At 71.3% G+C, this 25,039-nt stretch carries 22 protein-coding genes and 1 pseudogene; 16 read left to right on the top strand and 7 right to left on the bottom strand.

Annotated features, from left to right (window positions below):
- Positions 1–5 precede the first annotated feature (5 nt).
- Positions 6–1,028, top strand: a complete 1,023-nt coding sequence (locus BLQ63_RS04855; protein ID WP_091029391.1) for an LLM class flavin-dependent oxidoreductase — start codon at positions 6–8, stop codon at positions 1,026–1,028.
- Here BLQ63_RS04855 and BLQ63_RS04850 read toward each other — a convergent pair.
- From BLQ63_RS04850 to BLQ63_RS04840, 3 genes are all read right to left on the bottom strand, one after another.
- Entirely contained in the window at positions 985–1,551 is a 567-nt protein-coding gene (locus BLQ63_RS04850; protein ID WP_091029387.1) for a hypothetical protein, read from the bottom strand. The two genes, BLQ63_RS04855 and BLQ63_RS04850, sit on opposite strands and share 44 nt — an antisense overlap.
- A 137-nt stretch (positions 1,552–1,688) precedes the next feature.
- Positions 1,689–2,570: a TIGR01777 family oxidoreductase gene (locus tag BLQ63_RS04845; RefSeq protein WP_091029384.1), complete on the bottom strand. Its 882-nt coding sequence runs from the start codon at positions 2,568–2,570 to the stop codon at positions 1,689–1,691.
- 9 nt (positions 2,571–2,579) lie between these two features.
- Complete coding sequence (locus tag BLQ63_RS04840; protein ID WP_091029381.1) at positions 2,580–3,068, bottom strand: RrF2 family transcriptional regulator; 489 nt, start codon at positions 3,066–3,068, stop codon at positions 2,580–2,582.
- A 165-nt stretch (positions 3,069–3,233) separates the two neighbouring features.
- On the opposite strand from BLQ63_RS04840, the gene BLQ63_RS04835 reads away from it, so the two are divergent.
- Positions 3,234–3,728 carry a cupin domain-containing protein gene (locus BLQ63_RS04835; protein WP_091029378.1) on the top strand — a complete coding sequence of 165 codons (495 nt, stop codon included), beginning with the start codon at positions 3,234–3,236 and terminating at the stop codon, positions 3,726–3,728.
- Between the two features lie 48 nt (positions 3,729–3,776).
- Here BLQ63_RS04835 and BLQ63_RS04830 read toward each other — a convergent pair whose 3' ends face one another.
- Complete coding sequence (locus BLQ63_RS04830) at positions 3,777–4,685, bottom strand: acyltransferase domain-containing protein (protein WP_091029374.1); 909 nt, start codon at positions 4,683–4,685, stop codon at positions 3,777–3,779.
- Between the two features lie 66 nt (positions 4,686–4,751).
- On the opposite strand from BLQ63_RS04830, the gene BLQ63_RS04825 reads away from it, so the two are divergent.
- Together BLQ63_RS04825 and BLQ63_RS04820 are read left to right on the top strand one after the other, a co-directional pair.
- Complete coding sequence (locus BLQ63_RS04825) at positions 4,752–5,099, top strand: hypothetical protein (protein WP_143014768.1); 348 nt, start codon at positions 4,752–4,754, stop codon at positions 5,097–5,099.
- A complete protein-coding gene (locus BLQ63_RS04820) occupies positions 5,096–5,440 on the top strand; it encodes a DUF3817 domain-containing protein (RefSeq protein WP_091029365.1) in 345 nt (114 codons plus the stop codon). The genes BLQ63_RS04825 and BLQ63_RS04820 overlap by 4 nt, the downstream gene beginning before the upstream one ends.
- Positions 5,441–5,492: 52 nt before the next feature.
- Here BLQ63_RS04820 and BLQ63_RS04815 read toward each other — a convergent pair whose 3' ends face one another.
- Together BLQ63_RS04815 and BLQ63_RS04810 are read right to left on the bottom strand one after the other, a co-directional pair.
- Positions 5,493–6,710 carry a L,D-transpeptidase gene (locus BLQ63_RS04815; protein WP_091029361.1) on the bottom strand — a complete coding sequence of 406 codons (1,218 nt, stop codon included), beginning with the start codon at positions 6,708–6,710 and terminating at the stop codon, positions 5,493–5,495.
- 80 nt (positions 6,711–6,790) lie between these two features.
- The gene (locus tag BLQ63_RS04810) at positions 6,791–7,804 is read right to left on the bottom strand and encodes a VldE C-terminal domain-containing protein (RefSeq protein WP_091029358.1); all 1,014 of its coding nucleotides are present in this window, start codon (positions 7,802–7,804) and stop codon (positions 6,791–6,793) included.
- Between the two features lie 249 nt (positions 7,805–8,053).
- Here BLQ63_RS04810 and BLQ63_RS04805 point away from each other — a divergent pair, with 249 nt between their 5' ends.
- The 9 genes from BLQ63_RS04805 (at position 8,054) to BLQ63_RS04765 (ending at position 21,161) form a co-directional block, all read left to right on the top strand.
- On the top strand, positions 8,054–8,566 hold the full coding sequence (locus BLQ63_RS04805; protein ID WP_177154795.1) for a MarR family winged helix-turn-helix transcriptional regulator: 513 nt from the start codon (positions 8,054–8,056) through the stop codon (positions 8,564–8,566).
- 65 nt (positions 8,567–8,631) lie between these two features.
- Complete coding sequence (locus BLQ63_RS04800) at positions 8,632–10,134, top strand: UDP-N-acetylmuramoyl-L-alanyl-D-glutamate--2,6-diaminopimelate ligase (RefSeq protein ID WP_091029351.1); 1,503 nt, start codon at positions 8,632–8,634, stop codon at positions 10,132–10,134.
- A gap of 44 nt (positions 10,135–10,178) precedes the next feature.
- The gene (locus BLQ63_RS04795; RefSeq protein ID WP_091029348.1) at positions 10,179–11,549 is read left to right on the top strand and encodes a UDP-N-acetylmuramoyl-tripeptide--D-alanyl-D-alanine ligase; all 1,371 of its coding nucleotides are present in this window, start codon (positions 10,179–10,181) and stop codon (positions 11,547–11,549) included.
- Positions 11,546–12,673 (top strand): phospho-N-acetylmuramoyl-pentapeptide-transferase, encoded by a 1,128-nt coding sequence (gene mraY, locus BLQ63_RS04790; RefSeq protein ID WP_091029345.1) that lies wholly within the window; start codon positions 11,546–11,548, stop codon positions 12,671–12,673. Before BLQ63_RS04795 ends, mraY begins: the two co-directional genes overlap by 4 nt.
- Positions 12,674–12,676: 3 nt before the next feature.
- Positions 12,677–14,077, top strand: a complete 1,401-nt coding sequence (gene murD, locus BLQ63_RS04785) for a UDP-N-acetylmuramoyl-L-alanine--D-glutamate ligase (RefSeq protein WP_091029341.1) — start codon at positions 12,677–12,679, stop codon at positions 14,075–14,077.
- Entirely contained in the window at positions 14,074–15,354 is a 1,281-nt protein-coding gene (ftsW, locus tag BLQ63_RS04780; protein WP_091029337.1) for a putative lipid II flippase FtsW, read from the top strand. The genes murD and ftsW overlap by 4 nt, the downstream gene beginning before the upstream one ends.
- Positions 15,355–15,356: 2 nt before the next feature.
- Positions 15,357–16,469: a glycosyltransferase gene (locus BLQ63_RS04775; protein ID WP_091030168.1), complete on the top strand. Its 1,113-nt coding sequence runs from the start codon at positions 15,357–15,359 to the stop codon at positions 16,467–16,469.
- Entirely contained in the window at positions 16,466–17,887 is a 1,422-nt protein-coding gene (gene murC / locus BLQ63_RS04770; protein ID WP_091029332.1) for a UDP-N-acetylmuramate--L-alanine ligase, read from the top strand. Before BLQ63_RS04775 ends, murC begins: the two co-directional genes overlap by 4 nt.
- A 136-nt stretch (positions 17,888–18,023) precedes the next feature.
- Positions 18,024–21,161 (top strand): leucine-rich repeat domain-containing protein, encoded by a 3,138-nt coding sequence (locus BLQ63_RS04765; protein WP_091029330.1) that lies wholly within the window; start codon positions 18,024–18,026, stop codon positions 21,159–21,161.
- A 102-nt stretch (positions 21,162–21,263) separates the two neighbouring features.
- Here BLQ63_RS04765 and BLQ63_RS04760 read toward each other — a convergent pair whose 3' ends face one another.
- Positions 21,264–22,184, bottom strand: a complete 921-nt coding sequence (locus tag BLQ63_RS04760) for a siderophore-interacting protein (protein ID WP_245680842.1) — start codon at positions 22,182–22,184, stop codon at positions 21,264–21,266.
- Positions 22,185–22,280: 96 nt separating this feature from the next.
- Here BLQ63_RS04760 and BLQ63_RS04755 point away from each other — a divergent pair, with 96 nt between their 5' ends.
- The 3 genes and pseudogenes from BLQ63_RS04755 to BLQ63_RS04745 all read left to right on the top strand — a co-directional run bounded on the left by BLQ63_RS04755 (position 22,281) and on the right by BLQ63_RS04745 (position 25,004).
- Positions 22,281–23,015, top strand: a complete 735-nt coding sequence (locus BLQ63_RS04755) for a cell division protein FtsQ/DivIB (RefSeq protein WP_091029324.1) — start codon at positions 22,281–22,283, stop codon at positions 23,013–23,015.
- Between the two features lie 75 nt (positions 23,016–23,090).
- Positions 23,091–24,033 (top strand): annotated as a pseudogene (gene ftsZ, locus BLQ63_RS04750) (cell division protein FtsZ); the annotation flags it as partial.
- A gap of 263 nt (positions 24,034–24,296) precedes the next feature.
- Complete coding sequence (locus BLQ63_RS04745; protein ID WP_091029318.1) at positions 24,297–25,004, top strand: YggS family pyridoxal phosphate-dependent enzyme; 708 nt, start codon at positions 24,297–24,299, stop codon at positions 25,002–25,004.
- The last annotated feature ends 35 nt before the right edge of the window (positions 25,005–25,039 follow it).

Raw genomic sequence — 25,039 nt, 5'->3', positions numbered from 1 at the left:
TGTGCATGAGTGCACACGACGTGTTCCTGCTCGGCGGAGTGTTCCCCGGTGCCGCACCGGCGGAGTCGCTCCGCCGAGTCGTCTCCTACGCGCGCGGGGCCGAAGCCGCCGGCCTGGACGGCGCCTGGGTCGCCGAGCACCACTTCATCGACTACGGCGCCAACCCCTCCGCGACCCTCATGGCCGCCCACCTCCTGGCCGCCACGACCCGCATCCAGATCGGCACCGCCGTCGCGGTGCTCTCCAACCGCCACCCCGTCGCCCTCGGCGAAGAGGCGGCCACATTGGACGCGCTCGCCCCCGGCCGCTTCCGCCTCGGCGTCGGACGCGGCGGGCCCTGGATCGACCTCGACGTCTTCGGCTCCGGCCTCGACCGCTACGAACGCGGCTTCGAGGAGGGCCTCGAACTGCTGACGCGCTGGCTGTCGGGCGAGCCCGAAGTCGCCCACACCGGCGAGTTCTTCGACATCCTGCCCGTGCGCGTCATGCCGCCCGGCGCCGGCGCCCCGGTGTGGGTCGCCGCCACCAGCCCGGACACCGCCCGGCTCGCCGGCCGCCTCGGCCTGCCGCTCCTGCTGGGCATGCACGCCGAGGACGAGGACCACCTCGCCCTCCTCACCGCGTGGCGTCGGGAGGCGGAGGCGGGCGGCCACGATCCCCAAGGGGCCGAACACGTCTCGACCCACCTGGCGCAGATCGCCGACGGGCCCGCCGCGGTCGGCCGGCTGCGCGCCTCGCTCACCGAGCTCCTCACCCGCGGCGTCGGCCAGTACGTCAGCCTCAAGCCGGGCCGCACCCAGCGCGACCACGCGGCCTATGTGGACTGGATGATCGGGCGCCACGCCGTCGGCACCGCCGCCCACGTGGCCGAACGGCTCGCCGCCTCCGCCGAGCGCACCGGCGTGGCACGCCAGCTCCTCCTCGTCGAAGGACTCGGCGACCCGGACGCGGTGGGGGACAACATCGCCGCGCTCGGGGCCGCGCTCAGCGGTACGCCGCGTACGGCGGCTGAGGCGGCAGCGTCCTGAGGGGATCGCGGCCCTTCTGGCGGAACCACTGGTTCGCCGACCCGGTGAACAGGCACAGGAGCGTCACCAGCGGCATCGCCAGTCCGAGCAGCGTCCAGAGCAGCCGCGTGCCGTCCACCGGCGCCCCGGCCTCCCCGCTCGCCTCGAAACCCGTGTAGAGCCCGAGGAACCCGACTACGAAGGCCAGCAGCATGACCGCGATCGTGGTCACCTGCGCCCAGCGGCGCCCGGCGCCGATCTTCACCGCGAGGATCCCGAAGAGGATCACGGTGGCGATCGTGGCCGCGATGACCACGGTGACGACCGCGGCGAGGTCTTCGACCCCCTGGGAGAAGTCCTCCGTGAACTCGAAGTCGGAGAAGTCGACGGCCGAGGACCAGAACAGCGCCGTCAGGCCGCCGCCGGTGCCGCAGCAGATGAGGAACGAGAACTGGAGCCAGAGCATCACCTGGGCGGCGGTGACGGTCCCCGGCTTGTGATGGAGCAGGTCGGGAGGCAGGGGGATGGAAGGCGGTGTCAGCATGGGCGGTCCTCCGAGGGCGGGGCCACCCAGTGTAAAGCCGCGCCGCTATCGCCCCGGTCCGGCGTCGGCGGCGGGTGGTCCGGAGCGGCACCGCTCCTCGGCCCGTATCGAGGCCTCGTGAGCGCTCGTCGCGCGGTTCAGCGCGGGGGGATCGCGGTGCGGATCGCTTCGAAGACCGTCTCGTCCTGGTACTGATAGCCCATGTCCTGCAACGCCTTCGGGCGGATGTTCGCGCCGCGCAGCATCTCCACCGCGGCCTCGCCCGCGACGATCTTCACCGCCCAGCCCGGGATCGGCCACGGCGCCGGACGGTGCACCGCCGCACCCAGCGCCTTCGCGAAGTCCTTGTTGCGCACCGACTTCGGGCCGACCATGTTCACCGGGCCCGACGCGTCGCCCTCGATGACCGCGACGGCCGCACCGACCCAGTCCCGCAACGAGATCCACGACAGGTACTGCCGCCCGTTCCCGAACCGCCCGCCGAGGAACCACTGCCACGCGGGCGCGAGCCGCGCCAGCAGCACGCTTCCGGGGCCGAGCACATGGCCCGTGCGCAGCTTGACGACCCGCGCGCCGGCCTCCGCCGCCGGCGCGGTCGCGTTCTCCCAGGCCAGGCACAGCTGCCCGAGGAAGTCCGCGGCCGCCGGGAACGACTCGTCCACCTCGACGTCGGCGCGGTCGCCGTACCAGCCCATGGCGGACGCGTTGACCAGCGTCGGCACGCCCGCCCGCGCCACCGCCGTCGCGAGCACGGTCGTCGGGACGACCCGCGAGGTGCGCAGGCGCTGCTTGTACGCCTCGTTCCAGCGCTGCCCGCCGATCGAGGCCCCGCACAGGTTCACCACCACGTCCACGCCGTCGAGGATCTGCGGGTCGAGCTCGCCCTGGTAAGGGTCCCAGCGGATCTCGTTCTCCTCATCGGGCCGGTGCCTGACCAGCCGCACGATGTCGTGGCCCTCGAGGGCGTCCATGAGTGCGGCGCCGAGGTACCCGCTCGAACCGGCGATGACGATGCGCATGAGGACAGCCTATTGCCTTGGGCGGGCGTACCACTCCCGGACTTGCGTGCGCAGTCCCGGCGCCTGGAGCTCGGCGTCGGACTGGATCGACGCGAGGGTCCGGGCCGCGAGGGCCCGGCGCCACTCGAGCTCGGCGCCGCGCATCGCCGCGTCGATCGCGCACGGAGCCCGGAAGGCGGACGCGGGCAGGTCGGCCCACACGCCGTTCTGCCTGATCTCGGCGCACTGGAACGCCTCCGCGGGACCCTCGATCGCGGCGAGCACGTCCATCAAGGTGACCTCCCCGAGCGGCCGGGCCAGGCGGAAGCCGCCCTTCTTGCCCGCCGTCGAGGTGAGGATGCCGGCCTTGACGAGCGGCTGGAGCTGCTTGTTCAGATAGGCGGCCGGGAGCCCGTACCCGGCGGCGAGCCGGGCCGTCGAGACCGGCCCGTCCTCGCCCATCCAGTCCAGGAGCAGGCAGCAGTGCGCGGCCCATTCGACGCCTTCGCTGATCTTCATAATCTCGATGGTATCCATCCTGGTTCGTCTTCGAGGCGTCGGTGTCGAAACCGGACCTGGCATGGGATTCGACACGTCGAACCGGTGTTGCGCCTCCTTATCTAGACATGTAATATCTAGATATGAGTTCCGGCGAGGGCCGGAGCCGAGCAGGAGGAACACGCCATGAGCACCACCGCCGCCGCACCCGTCGTCACCCGGGGCGCCACCGCCGAGAAGCTCGCCCACGCCCAGCGGTCGGTCATGACGCTGCTGGCCGACTCCTCCGCCACCGGCGGGGCCCTCTCGGTCACCCGGTCCACCTTCCCGGACGGCGGCGACGGCGCCCCCTCGCACTTCCACACCGGCGCCAGCGAATCGCTGTTCGTCATCTCCGGGCGGCTCCAAGTCCTCACCGGCGACGAGGTCGTCGTCCTGGAGGCCGGGGACTTCGTGTCGATTCCCGCCGGGCTCCCGCACGCCTTCGGCGCCGCGCCCGGCTCCGACGCCGACGTCCTCGCGGTCTTCGCCCCGGCCGCCGACCGCTTCGACTACTACCGCCTCCTCGAGCGCGTGGCCGCAGGCGAGGCCGATCCGGCCGAGATCCCGGCCTCCGCAAGCAGGTACGACAACCACTACGTCGCGAGCGAGGCCTGGCGGCGGGCGCGCGCGGGGGAGTGAACGACGACGGCGGCCGCCCCGGTTCGGGGCGGCCGCCGTCGCATCGGCCTAGAGTCCGAGCCTCGCGAGGTTCAGGCGCCCCGACCGGTTGCGCCAGGGCACGTCGGACTCGATGCCGGCCAGGACCGCGCGCTGGAGCGTGTTGTCCCGCGGCAGCTTCTCGACCGGAGTGTCATCGGTGCGCGCGAAGACGAAGCGCCACAAGCTGTTCCGGGCGCCCTTCGGGTCGCCGGGTCCCTCGAGGTCGAACAGGGCGCCGAAGCCGGGGATGTTCGAGCGCTCCGGCAGCCAGTCGCGCAGCTGCGGGTCCAGCAGCCAGGAATCGCACTTGAACACCAGGTCCTCGGGCCCCGAATAGCGGTCGGGGAAGACCGCCGGGAAGAACTCCAGCGCCCATTCGACCGAGTCGCGCACGGCGTCGAGGGTGAGCGGCCCGCCTTCGCCGCGGATGTGCATGCCCACGAACGGCTTCGGTCCCGCGCCCTCGACGCAGAACTGGAGCCGCCCCAGCTGGTAGAGCACGCCGCGCACGTGCCCGGTGAACCAGTTCGCGACGTCGAGTCCGGCCCGGCCGTAGAGGCGCCGGTTGAGCCGCAGCTTCTCGCCGACGTCGGCCAGGACGCGACGCGACAGGTCCTCCTCGACGCCCCGGCCCTGGTGGAACGCCAGCATGTCCGGCACGCTCGCGAGCAGCGGATACAGGCCCAGCAGCGGGTGCGGCTCGGTGGCCTTGGGCCATGCCAGCCACTTGCGCCCGCCCATGTCCGCGGCGATCGACTGGTAGAGCCGGTCGGCGAGCTCGCGCGAGAGGGGGTCGAGCGCGGCGAGCCCCTTGACGGCGTCGTCGGCGTCCTCCGGTTCGGCGCCGCACCAGTCGAGCAGCAGCTCGCGGACGTCGGCGGCGTCGGGTTCGGGGTACGGCTTGACGGCGCCGGAAAGCGGAAGGTCCTGAGTCACCGGCCTATGTCACCACGGACGGCCCCCCGGCGGCAACATCGGGTCGGTCACCCTAGTCTGGGTTCCGTGCGACGGTTGCTGACGCCCCCCTGGATCGTCCTCCACTGCTTCGCGGTGGTGCTGACGGTCGCCTTCGGGCTGCTCGGTTGGTGGCAGCTCTCGCGCGCCCAGGGCGGCAACGCCATCAGCTGGGGCTACGCCTTCGAATGGCCGGTGTTCGCGATCTTCACGCTGGTGCTGTGGATCCGGCAGATGCGCCTCGAACTGGCCAAGGACCGCCCCGAGGGCGAGCAGCCCCGCGGCAGGCCCGCGCCGCCGCCGGTGACCTCGCCGTTCGAAACCGCCATTCTCCAGGCCCGCGAGGCCGAGACCCGCACGCCGTTGGACCGGCCCGCACATGGGAGCCACGCTTGAACGCCGCTCTGAAACGCTTCCGGATCGTCGCCTGGATCGTCGGCACGTTCCTGATCCTGCTCATGTTCGTCGCGATGCCGCTCAAGTACTTCGGCGGCAACGACACCATGGTCTCGGTCATCAGCCCGATCCACGGCCTGTGCTACATGGTCTACCTGGTGCTCGCCTTCCACCTCGCCCAGCAGGCCGGCTGGAGGTTCTGGCCCCAGACGGTCGGCCTCATGCTCGGCGGGACCGTGCCGGTCGCCTCGTTCTTCGTGGAGCGCTGGGCGCACCGGCGCATCCTCGAGGAGCACCCGCAGGCCGCCGACCCGAAGGTCCGCGACGACGAGCGGGTCTGAGACCTGACATGCGGCAGGGCCCGGCAGGATCTGCCGGGCCTTTCCCGTCCGCCTATGCGCTCAGGTACGAACCGGATTTGAACGTGTCCCAGTCCAGGCTCCAGGCGGTGAAGCCGTCGCCCTGCGGCACGTCGATGCCGGTGTTCGCGACGACCACCGGGTCGCCCCAGCGCACGAAGTTGTAGAGCCACTCGCCCATCTCGTCGGAGACGTTGATGCAGCCGTGGGACCCGTTCGAGTTCCCGAGCCGGTCGGCCGCCCACGGCGCGCCGTGGATGAACTGGCCCGAGAACGTCAGGCGCATCGCCCACTTGACGTCGGTCTCGTAGTCGTAGAGGTCGGAGACGAACGTCGACTCCTCCTCGCGGCTCATGACGGTCATCGTGCCCGAGAACGAGCGGGCGTCGTTGCCGTCGATCGGCTCGTCCGAGCCCAGGGAGATCGGGATGGTCTGGACGATCGAGCCGTCCAGGTACGCCCGCATCTGCTTGGTGTCGTTGTCGGCCTCCAGCAACCGCGCCTCGGCGTCGATCGCGAAGGACGCGTCCTGGTCGAACTCGCCGTAGCGGCCGTCGCCGATGTCGAGGCCGCCGAGGCCGAGCCGGACCGTGACCTGCGTGTTCGGCTGCCAGTACTCCTTGGGCCGGTACTCCAGGGCGCGCCCGGTGATCCAGTGCCAGGAGCCTTCCTGCTCCGGTTCGGCGGTGACGAACAGGCGCCGCTCGACCGAGGCGCGCAGGTCCTCGGGGATCTCGTAGTCGTTGAAGCGGAACGCGAGGATCGCGCCCTGGCCCACGGTGGAGTCGTTCCCCGGCAGGTAGTTCTCGATGCCCACCCGGTTCCCCGGGGAGGCGATCGTGGTGAACGTCGAGGTCGCCACGGCCTCGATGCCCGCCTCGTCGGCGGCCTTCACCGTCGCGGTGTAGGTGCCCTCCCACTCCAGCGGGGCCGACGGGACCCAGGTGGTCCCGTCCGGGTGCATGGCGCCCTCGACCGCGGCGCCCGCGGCGTCGGTGAGCGCGAACTCGGTGAACTCGCCGGCCTCGACGGTCCAGGCGATCTCGGCGGCCGCGGTGGCGTCGGTCGCGCCGTCGGCGGGCGTTATGGTCACTTTCGCGGCGCTCTGGGGGGCTTCGGATTCGCCGCCGCCTTCTTCTTCCGAGATGGTCCCGGAGTCCTTCGTGCACGCGGCCGCGAAGCCGACCACGGCGGCTGAGCCCGCGGCCGCGAAGGCGCCGCGGCGGGTGAGAGAGGATCGTGCGACGGTCATGGACCCACGTTACACAGGGCCGTCGAGGGGCCGTCCTCTTCGCACCTGTGAGTTCCGCGGCCCTGCAGCAGGACCGCAGGTCAGCGCATGCTCAGGTGCACGTGGTTGGTGTGGTCGGAGGACGGGTCGCCATAGGAGCCGGAATAGGAGCTCCATCCGTTCCCGGGGAACCAGATCTGGCGGTACCAGATGACGTACTTCACGCCCAGCGCGTCGGAGTTCTCGATGAACCAGGCGGCGAGGTTCTGCCCGTAGTCGTAGTCCTCGCCTCCGGCGTCGCCGCCGAAGCCGCCGGGCTCGGAGGAGAAGTCGCAGGCCCGGCCCTTGGGGTGCTCGCCGGAGCCGGACGGGCGGTAGCAGGAGACGAACCGGGTGAACCCGGCGATCTGGGCCTGCTCCAGGGCGTGGAGGGTGCGCGGGGTGAGGCACCCGTCGGCGGGGGTCGGGTCGTCCTCGGTGCAGCCGCCGTCGCCGCCCTCGTACGGCTCGGCCGCGGGGGCGTCGGAGGCGGTCGGGCCGTCGGCGGCGTCGCCGCCGGAGGCCGCGAGCTCGCGGGCGGCCTCGTCGCGGGCGTCCTGCATCTCGGCGGCGACGTCCTCCTGCTCCTCGATGTTGTCGGCGAGGGTCTCGCGGGTCGCCTCGATCTCGGCGAGGCGGGTGATGAGGGTGTTGAGCCGGTCGACCCGGGACTCGCCGAGGAACTGGAGCATCGTCATCGCGCTGATGGCGTCCTGGGGGTCGCCCGAGGCCAGCAGCGCCGCCGTCGACTGGTAGTCGGAGGTCGTGGACGCGACGAACGCGTACTCCTCGATCTCGGCCTGGAGTTCGACCACCTCGGCCTCGGAGTCGACCAGCTCCTGCTCGAGGTCCTCCTGCTGCTGCTCGAGCGAGGCCAGCTCGTCCTGCGCGTTCAGGTAGTCCTCGATCGCCTGGCTCAGGGAGTCGGAGCCGCCCTCCTCCTGCGCGGTGGACTGCGACGCGGGGGCGACCAGGAGGACCACCGCCGCGAGCGCCACGACGGGCAGGGTCAGCACGCGCTTGGCGCCGCTGGCGAAGTGCCGCGCGGGGCGAGGTGCGGATGTACCGGCGTTCAAGGCTTGAGAGTCCTTCGGTAGCTCGGAGCCGAGGGGACGGGAGGTCGGCGTACAGCCTAGAACGGAAGGATTCTTCGACCGACGCCGGGCCTTTCGTTATAACCGCAGGTAGTCATCATGTGACGCGTTCTCTCGCGGTGCTATGGCGTCGCTAACTCGCGGCCCGTGCGGAGGCGTACCGGCTGGTAGGATTGTTCGAATTCGAACCAGCCGCGAATGCTGGTATTGCAGAGGAAGAGGAGGGCGAGCATGGGCGCGGGCGACTTCGAGAGCCGCTGGCTCGCTCCGGACGTGAACGCCGTCTGGACCCGCTTCCTCCAGGTCACCCACCGGCTGGAGCACCAGATCGACCGGCGGCTCCAGGAGCGGCACGGCATCACGCACACGCAGTACGAGATCCTGGTGCGCCTGGCCGACGCCGAGGACCGGTCGATGCGCATGAGCGACCTCGCCGACAGCATCGTCACCGCCAAGAGCGCCGTCACCTACCAGGTCAACAAGCTCTCCGAACTGGGCCTGGTCGAACGGTTCAAGTGCGACAAGGACAACCGCGGCGTCTGGGTCAAGCTCACCGATCCCGGGCTCGAACGCCTGGAGCAGGCCGCGCCGTGCATCCTGTCCCTGGTCCGCGAGCTGTTCCTCGACGCGATCAACTGCGACCAGGCCGCCGAGCTGGACAAGCTCCTGGGCACGTGGTCGGACAACCTCGACGAGCACGACCGCCATCCGATCGGCGACGGACCCGGGGAAGCGGGCGCGTAAACGCTTTCGGTGCGCCCCTCCGGTGTACAGCCTGCGGACCGTCGGTGCCGGTGTAGGGTCAGGCCGTGCCGAGCTTTCCGCGTCCTGAGACGACCGTCCCCTACCGAGTCGACGGCCTCGCCGACCTCCTCCCCGCGGCCAGGGGCAGGGCGTTCACCGTCACCGGGGTGAGCCTCGCCGCCGGCGCCGTCGAACCCGGCGACCTCTTCGCGGCCCTGCCCGGCGCCAAGCGGCACGGCGCCGAATTCACGGCCCAGGCCGCCGAACGCGGCGCGGTCGCCCTCCTCACCGACGCCCGCGGCGCGGCCCTCGCCGGCGACCTCCTGCCCGTCCTCGTGGCCGAGGACCCGCGCTCGCTCACCGGCGAGATCGCCGCCCGCGTCTGGGGCCGCCCCTCCGAGCACCTCAACCTCATCGGCATCACCGGCACCAACGGCAAGACCTCCACGGCCTACCTGGTCGAGGCCGCCCTCGCCCACGCCGGGCGCACCACCGGCATCATCGGCACGGTCGAGACCCGCATCGCCGGCGAGGCGATCAAGTCCGAGCGCACCACCCCCGAGGCCCCCGAGCTCCAGGCGCTGCTCGCCCTCGCGGTCGAACGCGGCGTCACCGAGGTCGTCATGGAGGTCTCCAGCCACGCGCTCGCCCTCGGCCGCGTCGAGGGCTGCCGCTTCCGCGCCGCCGGCTTCACCATGTTCGGCACCGACCACCTCGACTTCCACGCCGACCTCGACGACTACTTCGCCGCGAAGGCCCGCCTGTTCGACGGCCGCGCCAAGACCGAGGTCCTCAACGTCGACGACCCGCGCGTCGCCGTCCTCGCCGACGGCGTCAACCGCTCCTTCTCCCTCGCCGACCCCACCGCCGACTACTACGCCGACGGCATCAGCGGGGAGGGCTTCACCCAGGCCTTCCACCTCACCGGCCCCAACGGCGGCGGCGAGGGCCGGGTCAACATGCCCGGGCGCCACAACGTCGCCAACGCCGTGCTCGCCGTCGCCCTCCTCGAAGCGGTCGGCCTCGACACCCGGACCGCCCTCGACGGCGTCGCCTCCTGCACCGGCGTGCCCGGCCGCATGGAACTCGTCTCCGGCGACGCCCCCGTGCTCGGCGTCGTCGACTACGCCCACAAGCCCGAGGCGATCACCGCCGTCCTCGAAGCCCTCCGCGAGTCCACCCCCGGCAGGGTCATCGCGGTCCTCGGCGCCGGCGGCGACCGCGACCGCTCCAAGCGCGCCCTCATGGGCGCGGCGGCCGCACGGGCCGCCGACCTGGTCATCGTCACCGACGACAACCCGCGCACCGAGGACCCCGCGCGCATCAGGGACGAGGTGGCCGCCGCGGTACAGGGCGTGCCCTGCCGTAATATCCCGGGACGGGAACCCGCCGTGCGGGAGGCCGCCGCCCTGGCCGCCCCGGGTGACGCCATCGCCCTCCTCGGCAAAGGCCACGAGACCGTCACCGAGACCGCCGCGGGCCCCGTCGCCAGCGACGACCGCGTCCTCCTGGCGAATGCGCTCCGCGACGCCGGCTGGGTGAAACCGGTCCATGACCTTGAAGCGTGATAGTCCCGAACCCGCTTTACCGCACAACAGGAGGAGTCCGCCGCGTGATCCCGATGAGCCTGGCCCAGATCGCGTCCGCCGTCGACGGCAAGCTCAGCGAGACCGCCGACCCCGAAGCGGTCGCCACCGGCGACGTCGAGTTCGACTCCCGCAAGGCCGGGCCCGGCGGCCTCTTCCTCGCCCTCCCCGGCGACAAGGTCGACGGCCACGACTTCGCGGCGCAGGCCCGCGCGCAGGGCGCGCTGGCGACGATCGCGACCCGGACCATCGCCTCGCCGGCGATCTATGTGGACGACGCGATGGCCGCGCTCACCAAGCTCGCCAAGCACATCGCCGCCGCCACGGACGCGAGGATCATCGGCGTCACCGGCTCCAACGGCAAGACCTCCACGAAGGACCTCATCGGCCAGCTGTGCGCCGGCCTCGGCCCCACGGTCGCCACGGAGGGCAACTTCAACAACGAACTCGGCCACCCGTACACGGTGTGCCGGGTGGCGCCGGACACGAAGTACCTCGTGCTCGAACTCGCCGCCCGCGGGCTGGGCCACATCACCGAGCTGTGCGCGATCGCGCCGCCCTCGATCGGCGCGGTCCTCAACGTCGGCATCTCCCACCTCGACGGCTTCGGCTCCATCGAGACCACCGCCGAGGCCAAGTCCGAACTGCCGCGCTTCCTCGGCCCCGAGGGCACGGCCGTCCTCAACGCCGACGACCCGCGCGTCGCCGCCATGGCCGGGCGCACCCGCGCCCAGGTCCTCACTTTCGGGGTCCAGAACCCCGCCGACATCACCGCGGCCGACGTCGACGCGCGCGACGGCCGCCACGCCTTCACCCTGCGCACCCCCGACGGGCACGCCCGGGTGGAGCTGGGCCTGTGGGGCGCCCACCAGGTCAACAACGCGCTCGCCGCGGCCGCCGTGATGTGGCGGCTCGGCGCGGGCCCCGACGCGATCGCCGCCGGACTCTCGGCGGCCGACCGCAAATCGATGCGCCGCATGGACGTCTTCACCCGTCCCGACGGCACCGTCGTCATCGACGACTCCTACAACGCCAACCCCGCCTCGACGGGCGCGGCCGTCCGCGCCCTCGGACTACTGCCCACCCGGGGCCGGCGCATCGCCGTCCTCGGACTCATGGCCGACCTCGAAGAGCTGAGCGAGACCTGCCACCGCCGCGTCGGCGAACAGGCCGCCGAAGCCGGGATCGACGAGGTCATCGCCATCGGCGACGGCACCGAGCCCATCCTCGACGGTGCCGACGGCGTCACCGCCACCCATGTCCCCGATCAAGCCGCGGCCATCGAGCTGCTCGAAAACCGGCTGCGCCCCGGCGACGCCGTCCTGGTGAAAGGCTCCCGATACCGGACCTGGGACGTCGCCGACCACCTGCGCGCCAAGGAGGAAACCGACCAGTGAGAGCAGTCATCGTCGCCGCGTTCGTGGCGTTCGCGCTCACCATGGCGCTGACGCCCCTCGCGGCCAAGCTGTTCCGCCGCCTCAAGGCCGGACAGCCCATCCGCTCCGACGGGCCCCAGACCCACCTCGCCAAGGCCGGCACCCCCACCATGGGCGGCGTCGTCTTCATCTTCACCACCGTGCTCGCGTACGTCAGCGGCCACCTGGTCCTCATGGCCCTGCCCGAGAGGGTGGACGGGCTCGTCCTCAACCGCCCGACCGGCTTCACCGCCACCGGCATCGTCCTCATCGGACTGTTCGTCACGTGCGGGTTCGTGGGCTTCATCGACGACTGGCTCAAGATCCGCCGCAAGCACTCCGGAGGCATCTCCGGCCGCGCCAAGGTCCTCGGCCTCACCATCGCCGCGACCCTGTTCGGCATCGTCGCCGTCTACTACACCGGCTCGATCGACACCGACGAGATCTCCGAGACCGTCGCCACCCCCTTCATCTCCTTCACCCGCGACATCGAGTGGCTCAACGTCACCAACATCGGCATGGTCGTCCTCATCGTCCTGCTGGTCAACGCGACCGCCAACGGCGTCAACCTCACCGACGGCCTCGACGGCCTCGCCACCGGCGCCGCCATGATGGGCTTCGTGGCGTTCATCATCATCGGCTTCTGGGAGTACCGCCACTGGTGCGGCGGCGCCCAGCCCGCCGACAACCTCTGCTACGACGTCCGCGACCCGCTCGAGATCGCGCTCATCGCCGGCGCCGCCGCCGGGGCCATGTTCGGCTTCCTGTGGTGGAACACCTCGCCCGCGCAGATCTTCATGGGCGACTCCGGATCGCTCAGCCTCGGCGCGCTCATCGCCGGACTCGCCATCGCCTCCAAGACGATCCTGCTGCTGCCGATCATCGGCGCCCTGTTCGTCATCACCACCGCCAGCGTCATGATCCAGGTGACCTCGTTCAAACTCACCGGCAGACGGGTCTTCCGCATGTCGCCCATCCAGCACCACTTCGAACTCGCGGGCTGGTCCGAGGTGACCATCGTGGTCCGCTTCTGGATCATCGCCGGCATCGGCGTCGCCATCGCGCTCGGCTTCTTCTTCGCCGACTTCCTGCGGATCGCGGGGTAGCCGATGAGCACAGGCACCACCGCGGCCGCGGGAGGCGAGGGGCGGGGCATCGCCGACCGCGTCCTCGTGGCCGGAGCCCGCGTCGCCGGGACCGCCTGCGCCGAGGTCCTCCTCGATCGCGGCGCGCACGTCACCGTCTACGACCGCGCCGACTCCGAGCGGCTCCGGTCCCTCGCCGAGCGCGGCGCGACCTGCGTCGTCGCCGACGCGTTCGACCCCGCCCTCCTCGAAGGCGTCGACCAGGTCGTCCTGTCGCCCGGCTTCCCGCCGCACCACCCGATCGCGGTCGCGGCGCGCGAGGCCGGACTCGAGGCGTTCTCCGAACCCGAACTCGCCTGGCGCCTGCGCGAGCCCGGCGCGGCCCGCTGGCTCGCCGTCACCGGCACCAACGGCAAGACCACCACCACGACGATGCTCGCCGAGATCCTCCAGACCGCCGGACTGCGCACCGCCGCACTCGGCAACATCGGCGTCCCGCTCGTGCACGCCGCCAACGGGCCCTACGACGTCATCAGCGTCGAACTCTCCAGCTACCAGCTCCACTGGTCCTCGACGCTCGCACCCACCGCGGGGGCCGTGCTCAACCTCGCCCCCGACCACCTCGACTGGCACGGCGGCTTCGACGCCTACGCCGAGGCCAAGGCCGCCGTGTGGCGCGGCGGCCGCGCCGTGGTCAACCTCGACGACCCGGCCGTGGTCGCCCTCGCCAAGCGCACCGACGCCGAGGTCATCGGCTTCACCCTGAACCAGCCCGAGCCCGGCCAGTTCGGCGTGGCCCTCGGCTTCCTCGTCGACTACACCGGCGACGCGCCCGTCCAGATCTGCTCGGTCGGCGACGTGCGCCCCGCCGGCTGGCACAACGTCGCCAACGCCCTCGCGGCCGCCGCGCTCGCCCGCCAGGCCGGCGTCGCGCACCGCGACATCGGCGAGGCCATCCGCGACTACACGCCCGAGCCCCACCGCAACGTCACGATCCTCCGAGCGGGCGAGGTCACCTGGGTCGACGACTCCAAGGCCACCAACCCGCACGCCGCCGCCGCCGCGCTCGCCGCCTACGACTCCATCGTGTGGGTCGCCGGCGGCCAGCTCAAAGGCGTCGACGTCGACGGGCTCGCCGCCCGGTTCGCCACCAAGATGCGCGCCGCGGTCCTCATCGGACAGGACCGGGCCCAGCTCGCCGACGCGCTGGCGCGACACGCCCCGGACCTCCCGGTGGTCGTGCTCGACGGCGGCGACGATGCGGTGATGACCGACGTCGCCGCCCGCGCCGCGGGCTTCGCCCGGCCGGGGGACACGGTGCTCCTGTCCCCGGCCGCGGCCTCGTACGACATGTTCGACTCCTACGCCCACCGCGGGAACGCGTTCGCCGCCGCCGCGAGGGCACTGGTGGGGGAGGCCGAGTGAGGAGCGGGTTCACCGAGTTGCTGCGCGGCCTGCTCGACCGGCCGCTCGCCTCGTACTACCTGCTGCTCTCCTCCGCGGGACTCCTGCTCACCATCGGCCTGGTGATGGTCTTCTCCGCCACCATGGTCGAGTCCTACGAAGCCACCGGCGACCCGTACGCGGTCATCCTCCAGCAGATCCTGTGGGCCGTCGTCGGCCTGATCTGCTTCTGGGTCGCCCAGCGCCTGCCCTCGCGCACCTACCGGGCCATCTCGCGCCCGCTCCTGGTCGTGTCGATCCTGCTCGGCCTGGTCCTGGTCGTCATGTCGATCGTGGAGTCCCGGGGCGGGTCCGGCGACGGCTCCTCGGGCATCGCGTCCGACCAGCTGTGGATCCACCTGGGCCCGGTGCAGTTCCAGCCCGCCGAGATCGCCAAGTTCGCGCTCCTGCTGTGGGCCGCGGACTCGCTCGTGCGCCTGGGCCCGCGCATCGCCTCCTGGCGGGACCTGGCGATCCCGATGTTCCCCATCGCCGGACTGTTGATGATCATCATCGGCTACGCCGACCTGGGCACGATGCTCATCATCGTGGCGATGTTCATCGGCCTGCTGTGGGCCTCGGGCGTGCCGCTGCGCATCCTCGGCGTCCTGCTCGGCACCGCCCTGGTCGGGTCGGGGCTGCTCATCGTCTTCGAGGGCTACCGGATGGAGCGCATCCTCTCGTTCTCGCGCCCCGAGGACTACGCCGACACCTGGGGCTACCAGGCCATCCAAGGCTACTACGCGATCGCCGACGGCGGCTGGTTCGGCGTCGGCCTCGGCGAGAGCCGCCAGAAGTGGGAATGGCTCCCCAACGGCCACAACGACTTCATCTTCGCGCTCATCGCCGAGGAGCTCGGCGTCGTCGGCTGCCTGGTGATCCTGGCGCTCTTCGGCGTCCTGGTCTACACGGGCTTTCGCATCGCCCGCCGCTCCGACGACCCGTTCCGCGCCCTGGTCGCCGCGGGCGTCACCATCTGGCTCGCCGGCCAGGCGTTCATCAACATCGGCGGGGTCCTGGGCCTCATCCCCATGACCGGCGTCCCGCTGCCGTTCATCTCCGACGGCGGCACCGCGCTCGTCGTCGTGCTCGCGGCCATCGGGATGCTCGCCGGGTTCGCGCGTGCCGAACCCGACGCCGCCCAGGCGCTGCGGGCCCGCAACCCCTCACGTCTCGTACGCTTGCTGTGGGCCCCCCTGCCGCCCGCGCCCCGATCGGAATCCGACTCCGAATCCGTCCCTTCGACCAGAAAGACATGACGTTGCCTCAGCTTCGATCGGTCGTCCTCGCCGGCGGCGGCACCGGCGGCCACATTTACCCGCTCCTGGCCTACGCCGACTGCCTGCGGCGGCACGATCCCCACATCCGCGTCACCTGCCTCGGCACCGAGAAGGGCCTGGAGAACGACCTCATCCCCAAGGCCGGCTACGACCTGCGCAACGTCCCGGCCCACCAGCTGCCCCGCAAGATCAACCTCGACCTGCTGCTGACCGCGCCCCGGATGCTCAAGGCCATGAAGGCCACCCGCGACATCCTCGACGAGGTCCAGGCCGACGTCGTGGTCGGCTTCGGCGGCTACGTGGCCGTCCCCGCCTACCTCGCCGCGTGGCGCCGCAAGACCGCCATGGTCATCTTCGAGTTCAACGACCCGCCCGGCGTCGCCAACAAGATGGCGCTCAAGTTCAGCGACAACCTCGCCCTCGGCTTCCCCCACCTGCCGCAGGCCTCGCCGCTGCTCGCCGACGGCACCGTCACCGGCGTCCCGCTGCGCCCCGAGATCGCCCACCTCGACCGCGGCGCCATGCGCGCCCAGGCCTGCCAGTACTTCGGCCTCGACCCGCGGCGCCCGGTCCTGTTCGTCTACGGCGGCTCCCAGGGCGCGGCCTCGATCAACAACGCCGTCGCCGGCGCGGCCCAGATCCTCACGCACCGCGGCGTCCAGGTCCTGCACATCACCGGCGCCCGCCGCGACGAGCCGATCCACATCCCCGAGGGCCTGCCCGTCCCGTACCGGACCCTGCCCTACCTCGACCGCATGGACCTCGGCTACGCCGCCGCCGACATGGTCCTCGCCCGCGGCGGCTCGATGACCGTCGCCGAGGTCTCGGCGCTGGGCCTCCCCACCGTGTTCGTCCCCATGCCCTGGGGCAACAAGGAGCAGTACCGCAACGCCGGGCCCGTCGTGGCCGCCGGCGGCGCCATGTTCTGCGACGACGAGAACCTCAGCCCCGGCTGGATCGACGCCAACCTCGTCCCCGTCATCACCGACCCCGGCCAGGTCGCCCGCATGTCCCAGGCCGCGGCCGCGTTCGGTTCCCGCACCGGCGACGAGGCCCTCCGCAACTACACGCTGAAGGTGGTCCAGCAGGCATGACCGATCCCAACGACCTGACCAGCCCGATCGACGACGGCACCACCGCCGAGGACCTGGGGCGCACCCTCTTCATCGGCGTCGGCGGCGTCGGCATGAACGGCCTCACCCGCCTCTACGCCACGCGCGGCCTCGAGGTCACCGGCTCCGAGACCAAGGAGTGGCCGAGCCTGCCCGAGCTCGAACGCCTCGGCGTGGTCCTCCACCGCGAGCACGCCAAGTCCAACCTGGACGGCATCGACACGGTGGTCCGCTCGACCGCCCACAACGACCAGCACGTCGAGGTCGTCGAGGCCCGCGAGCGCGGCATCCCCGTCCTGCACCGCTCCGAGGCGCTCGCCGCGGCCATGACCGGCCGCCGCTCGATCGTCGTCACCGGCACCCACGGCAAGACGACCACGACCGCGATCATCACCCAGATGCTCGAGCACGCCGGCGCCGCGCCGTCGTACGTCAACGGCGGCGAGATCATCGGCGCCCACACCGGCGCCCACGGCGACGGCGAGTTCTTCGTCGCCGAGGCCGACGAGTCCGACCGCTCGTTCCTGCGCTACCGCCCCGAGATCGGCGTCATCACCAACATCGACGTCGACCACCTGAACACCTACGGCGACATGGACTCCCTCACCGAGGCGTTCGAGCGGTTCTGCCGCAACACCGACAAGGACGGGCTCCTGGTCCTGTGCGCCGACAACCCGGGCACCAGGGGCCTGGCGGCGATGCTCCGCGCCGAGGGCCGCGCCGTCGCCACCTACGGCTTCTCGGACGGCGCGGACATCCAGCTGGGCGACGTGGAGTCCGGCAAGGACGGCGTCGACTACACCGTCCTCCACCAGAACCAGGTCCTCGGCCGCTTCCACCTGCCGATGCCCGGGCGCCACATCGCCCTCAACTCGGGCGCCGCGATCGCCGTGGGGCTCCAGATCGGACTCGAGCCCGAGGCCGTCGCCGAGGGCATCGCCGCGTTCGGGGGCGTCAAGCGCCGGTTCGAGAAGCGCGGCGAGCAGCGCGCCGAGGACGGCGTCTACGCCGTCTTCGACGAGTACGCCTACCACCCGACCGCGATGACCGAGGCCATCAAGACCCTCAAGGAGGTCGCCGCCCCCGGCGAGCTCGTCGTGGTCTTCATGCCCTACCGCGTCTACCGCACCGTCGAGATGCGCGAGGACATCGCCGCCGCCCTCTCCCTGGCCGACAAGGTCGTCGTGATGGAGATCTTCGGCCCCGGCGAGGAGGTCCCCGAAGGCGAAGGCGGCCAGGCGCTCCTGGACGCCGTCGCGCTGCCCGACGAGGCCAAGGTCTTCGCGCCCGAATGGTCCGGGGTCCCCGCCGCCGTGCGGGCCCTCGCGAACGGGGGCGACGTCGTGGTGACCATGGGCGCGCCGCCCATCTCCCTCATGCCCGAGGAACTGCTGCGCTGAGTCGACGGGCCCGCCTCGGCGGGCCCGTCACCCATTGGGGCGCACGGCGTTCGCGCGACACCGGTCCGTCGCATCCGGGCAGTAGCATGAGGCGTGACCGCGCCATCACGTCCCGAACCCGGCAGGTGACCGCTTCATGCCGTCCGTCAAGAAGCTGATCGCGGAGGCGAAACGCTTCGGCCACCCCACCCTCAACCTCTCCCGGATGAACCTGACCGCCCTGCCCGACGGCATCCGCGAACTCGACCGCCTCACCGACCTCGACGTGGGGGTCAACAGCCTCTCGCGCCTGCCCGACTGGATCGGCGAGCTCAGGGGACTGCGGCGGCTCAACCTCTTCCAGAACCGGATCACCTCGCTGCCCGAGTCGATCGGGGAGCTCGGGCACCTCACCGAGCTCAACCTCGGGCACAACCAGCTCACCTCGCTCCCCGCCACCATCGGGAACCTCGCCTCCCTCATCCGGCTCGACCTCGACATCAACCGCATCACCGCCCTGCCCGGCTCCATCGGGCGGCTCGAGCGGCTCGTCAAGCTCTCCATCTTCCACAACGACCTCACCGACCTGCCCGCGTCGATCGCGCGCCTGCGCGACCTCACGTGGCTCGACGCCGCCGACAACCGGTTCGGGACGTTCCCCGAGCCCGTCACCGAGCTGACCGGCCTGACCCGCCTCGAGATGACCCGGACCCGGCTCACCGACCTCCCCGACTCGATCGGCCGCCTCGTCAACCTGGTCCACCTCGGACTCGACTTCAACCGGCTCACCAGGCTCCCGCGGACGATCACCGCGCTCACGAACCTGAGCCGCCTCAACCTCAACGGCAACAAGTTCAACGAGCTGCCCGAGTACATCAGCGGACTCACCGGGCTCAGCCGCCTCGACGCGGAGAACAACGGCCTGCGCAGCCTCCCCCGCTCCATCCTCAAGCTCGGCCGGCTCGAACAGCTCTACCTCGAGGGCAACCTCCTGCCGCCCGAGCAGCGGGCCGCGGCAGAATCGGGACTGCCCGCGCTCCGCGAGTTCATGGAGGGCCTCGACACCGGCAGCGCCGACTTCCGCGAGGCCAAGCTCGTGCTCGTCGGCGAAGGGGAGGTCGGCAAGAGCTCGCTGCTGGCCGCGATGCGCGGCGAGCCGTTCGACCCGCACCGCGGCTCGACCCACGGCGTCGAGGTCAAGACCCTCGAACTCACCGGACCCGGCGGCGAGCCCTCGTCGGCGATCACCATGAACGCCTGGGACTTCGGCGGCCAGAAGGCCTACCGCCCCTCGCACCAGCTGTTCTTCACCGCCCCCGCGGTGTACGTCGTCGTGTGGAAGGCCCGGCTGGGCTCCATGCAGGGCTTCGTCGACTACTGGATCGACCTGATCCGCCGCCGCACCAGCGACGAGCACATCCGGATCCACATCGTCGCCACGCACGTCGACGGGCAGCACCCCAAGATCGACCAGGCGAGCCTGATGCAGCGCTACGACGACGTCATCGGCGGCTTCCACTTCGTCGACAGCCGCACCGGACTCGGCATCGACGACCTGCGGGCCGCCCTGTGGGACTCCGCCGCGGCGATACCCCAGATCAACCGCGAGGTCCCCGCGGGCTGGCGGAACCTGCGCCGCTCGCTCATCCAGAGCGGCGAGTCCTACCTCGAATACGACGACTACCTGCGCCGCGCCGAGGCCCACGGACTGGACGAGGACGCGGCCCGGGCGCTCGCGACGATCGCCACCCAGCTCGGCTACTGGATCCACTACCCGCGGATCAACGGCCTCAAGGAGATCGTCGTCCTCAAGGGCGACTGGCTCAGCAAGGCGGTGAGCCTCGTCGTGGACGACGCCGAGACCGCCTCCCGGCACGGCCTGGTCGAGCACCGCCGCCTGAGTCGGCTCTGGAACGACCCCGGCAACGGGCCCGACTTCCGCTACGACCCGAAGTTCCACCCGGCCCTCATCCAGCTCATGGAGAAGTACGACCTCTCCTACCGGATCGCCGAGTCCGAGGGGCGCCCGCCCAGCAGCCTCATCGCGCAGCTCGTCGACGAGGTCGCGCCGCCGCTGCACCGGGCCTGGGACGAGTTCGGCCCGCACCTGAAGGAGGACTCCCAGCTGTGCGAGTTCCTCGACACCCGCGGCGCCAAGGGCATCCCGGAGGGCCTGCTGCACCAGCTCATCGTGCGCTGGCACCGCCACTCCCTCGGGCGGGAGCGCTTCGAGGACAGCGTCCACTGGCACAGCGGCTTCGTGATCCAGCCCAGCCGCTACACGCGCGTCATGGTCCGCCTCGAGGAGCAGCGGCTCCGCGTGACGGTCAAGGCCGCCTACCCGGAGCTGTTCCTCGAGACGTTCATCCAGGACCTCGAGGACTACGTCGGCGAGCACTGGCCCGGCTTCCGGGTCAAGCGGCTCGTGCCCTGCGCCGGCGAGTGCCTCGACCCCGAGCGCTCGGGGACCGGCCTGTTCGGACTGGAGCGCCTCCTCACCCGCCGCAGCCTCGGCAAGAAGACCGCCGAGTGCCGCCGCTGCTGGGCGGACATGCCGATCGACCGGCTCATCCACCGCCCGCCCGACGGCGAGGACGAGGAGCCCGCAGGGGGTCCGCCGGTGCCCCGCGGGCGCCGCGAACTCGGACTCGGCGTGGCCGAGCGCGGCGAGGCCGAGCAGCTGGAGCGGATCGAGGAGGAGATCCAGAAGCTCATCACCCTCTTCACCGACGAGGCGGTGAACGGGCCGCGGTTCTACACGGTGGAACTGCGCGACCGCGAGTCCTGGAGCCGCCGCCTCACCCACACCGGCGTCCGCGTCGTCCTGTGGTGCGAGCACTCGCGACTGCCGCTGTACGTCCTCGACGACGACCCCCGCAGCGGGGTCTTCGAGATCGACGTGCCGCGCGACTGGCTGGTCCGCTCCGCGCCGTGGATCAGCCGCACCCTCAAGGTGCTCTGGTCGACCGTGCTCCCGGGCGGCTCGGTCGCCATGGACCTCCTCGTCCCCTCCTTCGACCCCGCGGTGATCGAGAACCACCTCGAACTCGCCGAGGAGTCGTTCAAGATCGTCACCGAGATCGGCGAGAAGGCGATCGCGGGCGCCGAGCGCCAGCCCGCCTGGGGGGTGGGGGACGGCCAGTCCGGCGCGCAGCTGCGCCGCCTCCACGCCTTCCTCGACGACGCCGACCCCGGCTTCGGCGGCCTGGAACGGGTCCAGGACCGCGGCAAGTTCCTGTGGGTCCACCCCGACTTCGTCAGCGAGTACGAGCCCGGCACGCCCTCCTTCGCCTGAACCGCGAGCCCGCTGCTTCGCGAACGGCGCGGTCCTCGCGCGCTGCACCGGCGCAAGGAAGAAGGGCGGCCGGAACTCCGGCCGCCCTGTGTTCGTCAAGCCCTAGTCCCAGGCCTTGCCGTTGCGCCAGTAGCCCATGAAGGCCCCCGACTCCTTCGGCAGGCCCAGCTCCTTGCGGATCGTGAAGCGCAGCGTCTTGACCACGCCGGTCTCGGCCGCGATCCACACGTACGCGTCGGTCGCGGCGACCTCCTGGGGCGCCTCCCAGATCATCTCGTCGTCGATCTCCTCGAACTGCCCGCCCTTGGCGGCGAAGTCCATCGCGCGGGCGGCCTCGGTGACCGCCGGGACCAGCAGGCCGCCCCAGGGCGCGCCCCCGCGCGGGAGGTAGACGACCTCGACGTCGGCGGGCGCGTCGAGCGCCAGGGCGTCGGCGGCCTCGGGAACCTCGATGAACGCCTTGCCGCGCGCGGTGATCGGCAGGTCCTCGAGGATCGCCGCGATCGCCGGGAGCGCGGTCTCGTCGCCGGCGATGAGGATCTCGGCGCCGTCGGGGGCGTGGAAGTCCACGCCGCCGTGCGGGCCCTCCCAGCGCGCGTCAGGGCCCAGCAGGAGCAGCGGGTCGCCCACTGCCGCGTCCTGCAGCCAGCGCAGCGCAGGGCCGCACTCGGCCTCGTCGTGGGCCTCGTGGACCACCATGTCGACGTCGACCTCGGCGGTCTCGGGCCGCACGGCCCGGACGGTGTAGGTGCGCACGGCGCACTGCTCGTCCTCGGGGAGGGCGCGCAGCTCGGAGTACCAGCGCTCGCCGGAGGGCATCTTGTCGAAGCCGCAGGCGGAGGCCGGGAAGATCAGTTTGAAGCGCTGGTCGGCTCCGTTGTCGGCGAAGTGCGCGAGCGACTCGCCCGCGAAGGTCACCCGGACGAACGAGGGGCTGAGGCGTTGCAGCGCTTTCACCTCGGCGGGGAACAGGTCGAACGGCCGTACCGCGCTCTCGGTTGATGCCTCGGTCTGCGTCGCCACGCGCACTCCTCCTAGGTAATAAGGTTTGCCTAACCTTATCCGAATGCCCTGGCGAGCCGCCACCGTCCGCCGGCCCCGGCGTGCCATCATCGACCCATGCGCGGCCCTGACAACGAGAACGGACCCGGGCCATGGCGGCTGGTGCACGTGGTGCGCGGCCGCCTCCCCAACCGGCGCCTGCGGTGGATCGCCGCCGGGACGCTGGCGTTCGCGCTGGCGGCCTTCGTCATCGTGTGGACCACGCCGCTGTTCGAGGTCAAGCGCATCGAGGTCTCGGGCACCGCGGTGCTCGACCCCGAGGAGGTCGCCGCGCTCGGCGCATCGGCCATGGGCCGCTCGGTCCTGGGCGCCGACATCGAAGGGATCGCCGAGGCGGTCGCGGCGCTCGCGCCGGTCAAGTCCGTCGAGGTCACCCGGTCGTGGCCGAACGCCGTGAGCGTCGCGGTCACCGAACGCGAGCCTTTTATCGCCGTTCCGTCGGCCGACGAGACTTTTCTCATGGTCGATTCCGAAGGTGTGGTATTCGACCGGTCCGATTCCGCTCCCGGATCAATTTGGAGGGTCGAGCTCGACGACCCCGGACCCGACGACCTGGCGACGATCGAGACCCTCACCGTCCTGCGTGCGCTTCCGGCGGGCATCGCCGACGAGGTCGAACACGTGGAGTCCCCCTCGCCCGCGGGAGTCACGCTGTATCTCGAGGATGGACGGACGCTCAAGTGGGGCGACGGCTCTGAAAGCGAGCAGAAAGCCGAGGTGGCCGATCGATTGTTGGCGAGCGGGTACGAACATGTCGATGTCAGCGCACCAGATGCCCCCACTGTGAGTTAGCGTTAAGGGGGAGCGGGTGTCACACACATCCCGTTTGTCGCACCCAGGGCCGGTCAGGGAAGGAAGGCAGCAGCGATGACACCACCGCACAACTACCTCGCCGTCATCAAAGTCGTTGGAGTCGGAGGCGGCGGCGTCAATGCTGTCAACCGGATGATCGAGGCGGGTCTCAAAGGCGTCGAGTTCATCGCCATCAACACCGACGCCCAGGCGCTCCTGATGAGCGACGCCGACGTCAAGCTCGACGTCGGACGCGAATTGACCCGCGGTCTCGGCGCGGGCGCCAACCCCGAAGTGGGGGCCAAGGCCTGCGAGGACCACCGCGACGAGATCGAGGAAGTCCTCAAGGGCGCCGACATGGTCTTCGTGACCTGCGGTGAAGGCGGCGGCACCGGCACCGGCGGCGCCCCTGTCATCGCGAACATCTCCCGCAAGCTCGGCGCGCTCACCATCGGCGTGGTCACCCGGCCGTTCGCCTTCGAGGGCAAGCGCCGCCAGAACCAGGCCGTGTCGGGAATAGACGATCTGCGCAACGAGTGCGACACGCTCATCGTCATCCCGAACGACCGCCTGCTCCACCTCGGCGACCGCTCCATCTCCATGATGGACGCCTTCCGCCTTGCCGACCAGGTGCTGCTCTCCGGTGTCCAGGGCATCACCGACCTGATCACCACGCCCGGCCTCATCAACCTCGACTTCGCCGACGTCAAGAGCGTCATGTCCGGCGCGGGCTCGGCCCTCATGGGCATCGGCTCGGCGCGCGGCGAGAACCGCGCGGTCGAGGCCGCGCGCGCCGCGATCGAGTCGCCGCTGCTGGAGCAGAGCATGGAGGGCGCGCGCGGCGTGCTCCTGTCCATCGCCGGCGGTTCGGATCTGGGCCTGTTCGAGATCAACGACGCGGCCGAGCTCGTCTCGGACTGCGCCCACACCGACGCGAACATCATCTTCGGCGCGGTCATCGACGACGCACTCGGCGAGGAGGCGCGGGTGACCGTGATCGCCGCCGGGTTCGACGTGGAGGACACCGAGTTCGAACTGGCGCAGCCGAGCCGGATCACGGCCCTGCCCGAGCAGAAGCCCGAGCCGGTCCACCGGCCCGATCCCGAGCCGGAGCGCGAGACGAGCGGCGGCGGCAAGGTCCTGTTCGACGATGTGGACGTCCCCTCCTTCCTCAAAGAAGGCTTCTAGCGGCGGCGTGCCGTCGGGCCCCGCGACACGCCTGACGGAACGCCGACCGCCCCGACGCACCCGACCGCCCCGCGACCGCCGAGGACCGCACTCTTGACCACGCAAGCGCGACGAATCCAGTTGCGGGAGAACCTGAACCGGACGCGCCAGGCCATCGGGTCCGCCTGCGCCGCCGCCGGACGCGACCCCGGCTCGGTCCGCCTCGTCGTCGTCACCAAGCACTTCCCCGCCTCCGACGCCGCCGCGCTCGCCGAACTGGGCCAGGCCGACCTGGGGGAGAACCGCGACCAGGAGGCCGCGCCGAAAGCCGCCGAACTGGCCGCCCTGGGCCTGGAACCGGTGTGGCACTTCGTCGGCCAGCTCCAGCGCAACAAGGCCCGCTCGGTCGCCGGGTACGCCGATTGGGTGCATTCGGTCGACCGCGCGCCGCTCGCGGACGCGCTCGACAGGGCCGCGACCGCGCACGGCCGCACGGTGAACGCCCTCATCCAGGTGAGCCTCGACGGCGACGTGTCGCGCGGCGGCACGCCGGTGGGCGGTCTCGAAGCGCTCGCCGAGCACCTCGCGGGCACCGCGTCGCTGCGCCCGAAGGGCGTCATGGCCGTCGCCCCGCTCGGGTGGGAACCCGCCAAAGCCTTTGCCCTGCTTGCCGAATGCTCCGAGGTGGTGCGCCGCGTCGACTCCGGTGCCACCGAGGTCTCGGCGGGCATGAGCAACGATTTCGCCGCCGCGGTCGATGCGGGGGCCACAATGGTCAGACTGGGCAGAAACGTGCTCGGCGAACGTGAACCGATGACGTAAGGTTATGTGTCGGCAGTGATATCAGAGCCGTGGGC

Origin of the sequence: Glycomyces harbinensis (assembly GCF_900101745.1) — a bacterium.
In the GTDB taxonomy this organism is placed as follows: Bacteria; Actinomycetota; Actinomycetes; order Mycobacteriales; family Micromonosporaceae; genus Glycomyces; species Glycomyces harbinensis.
This window is presented reverse-complemented; position numbering and strand designations above follow the sequence as displayed.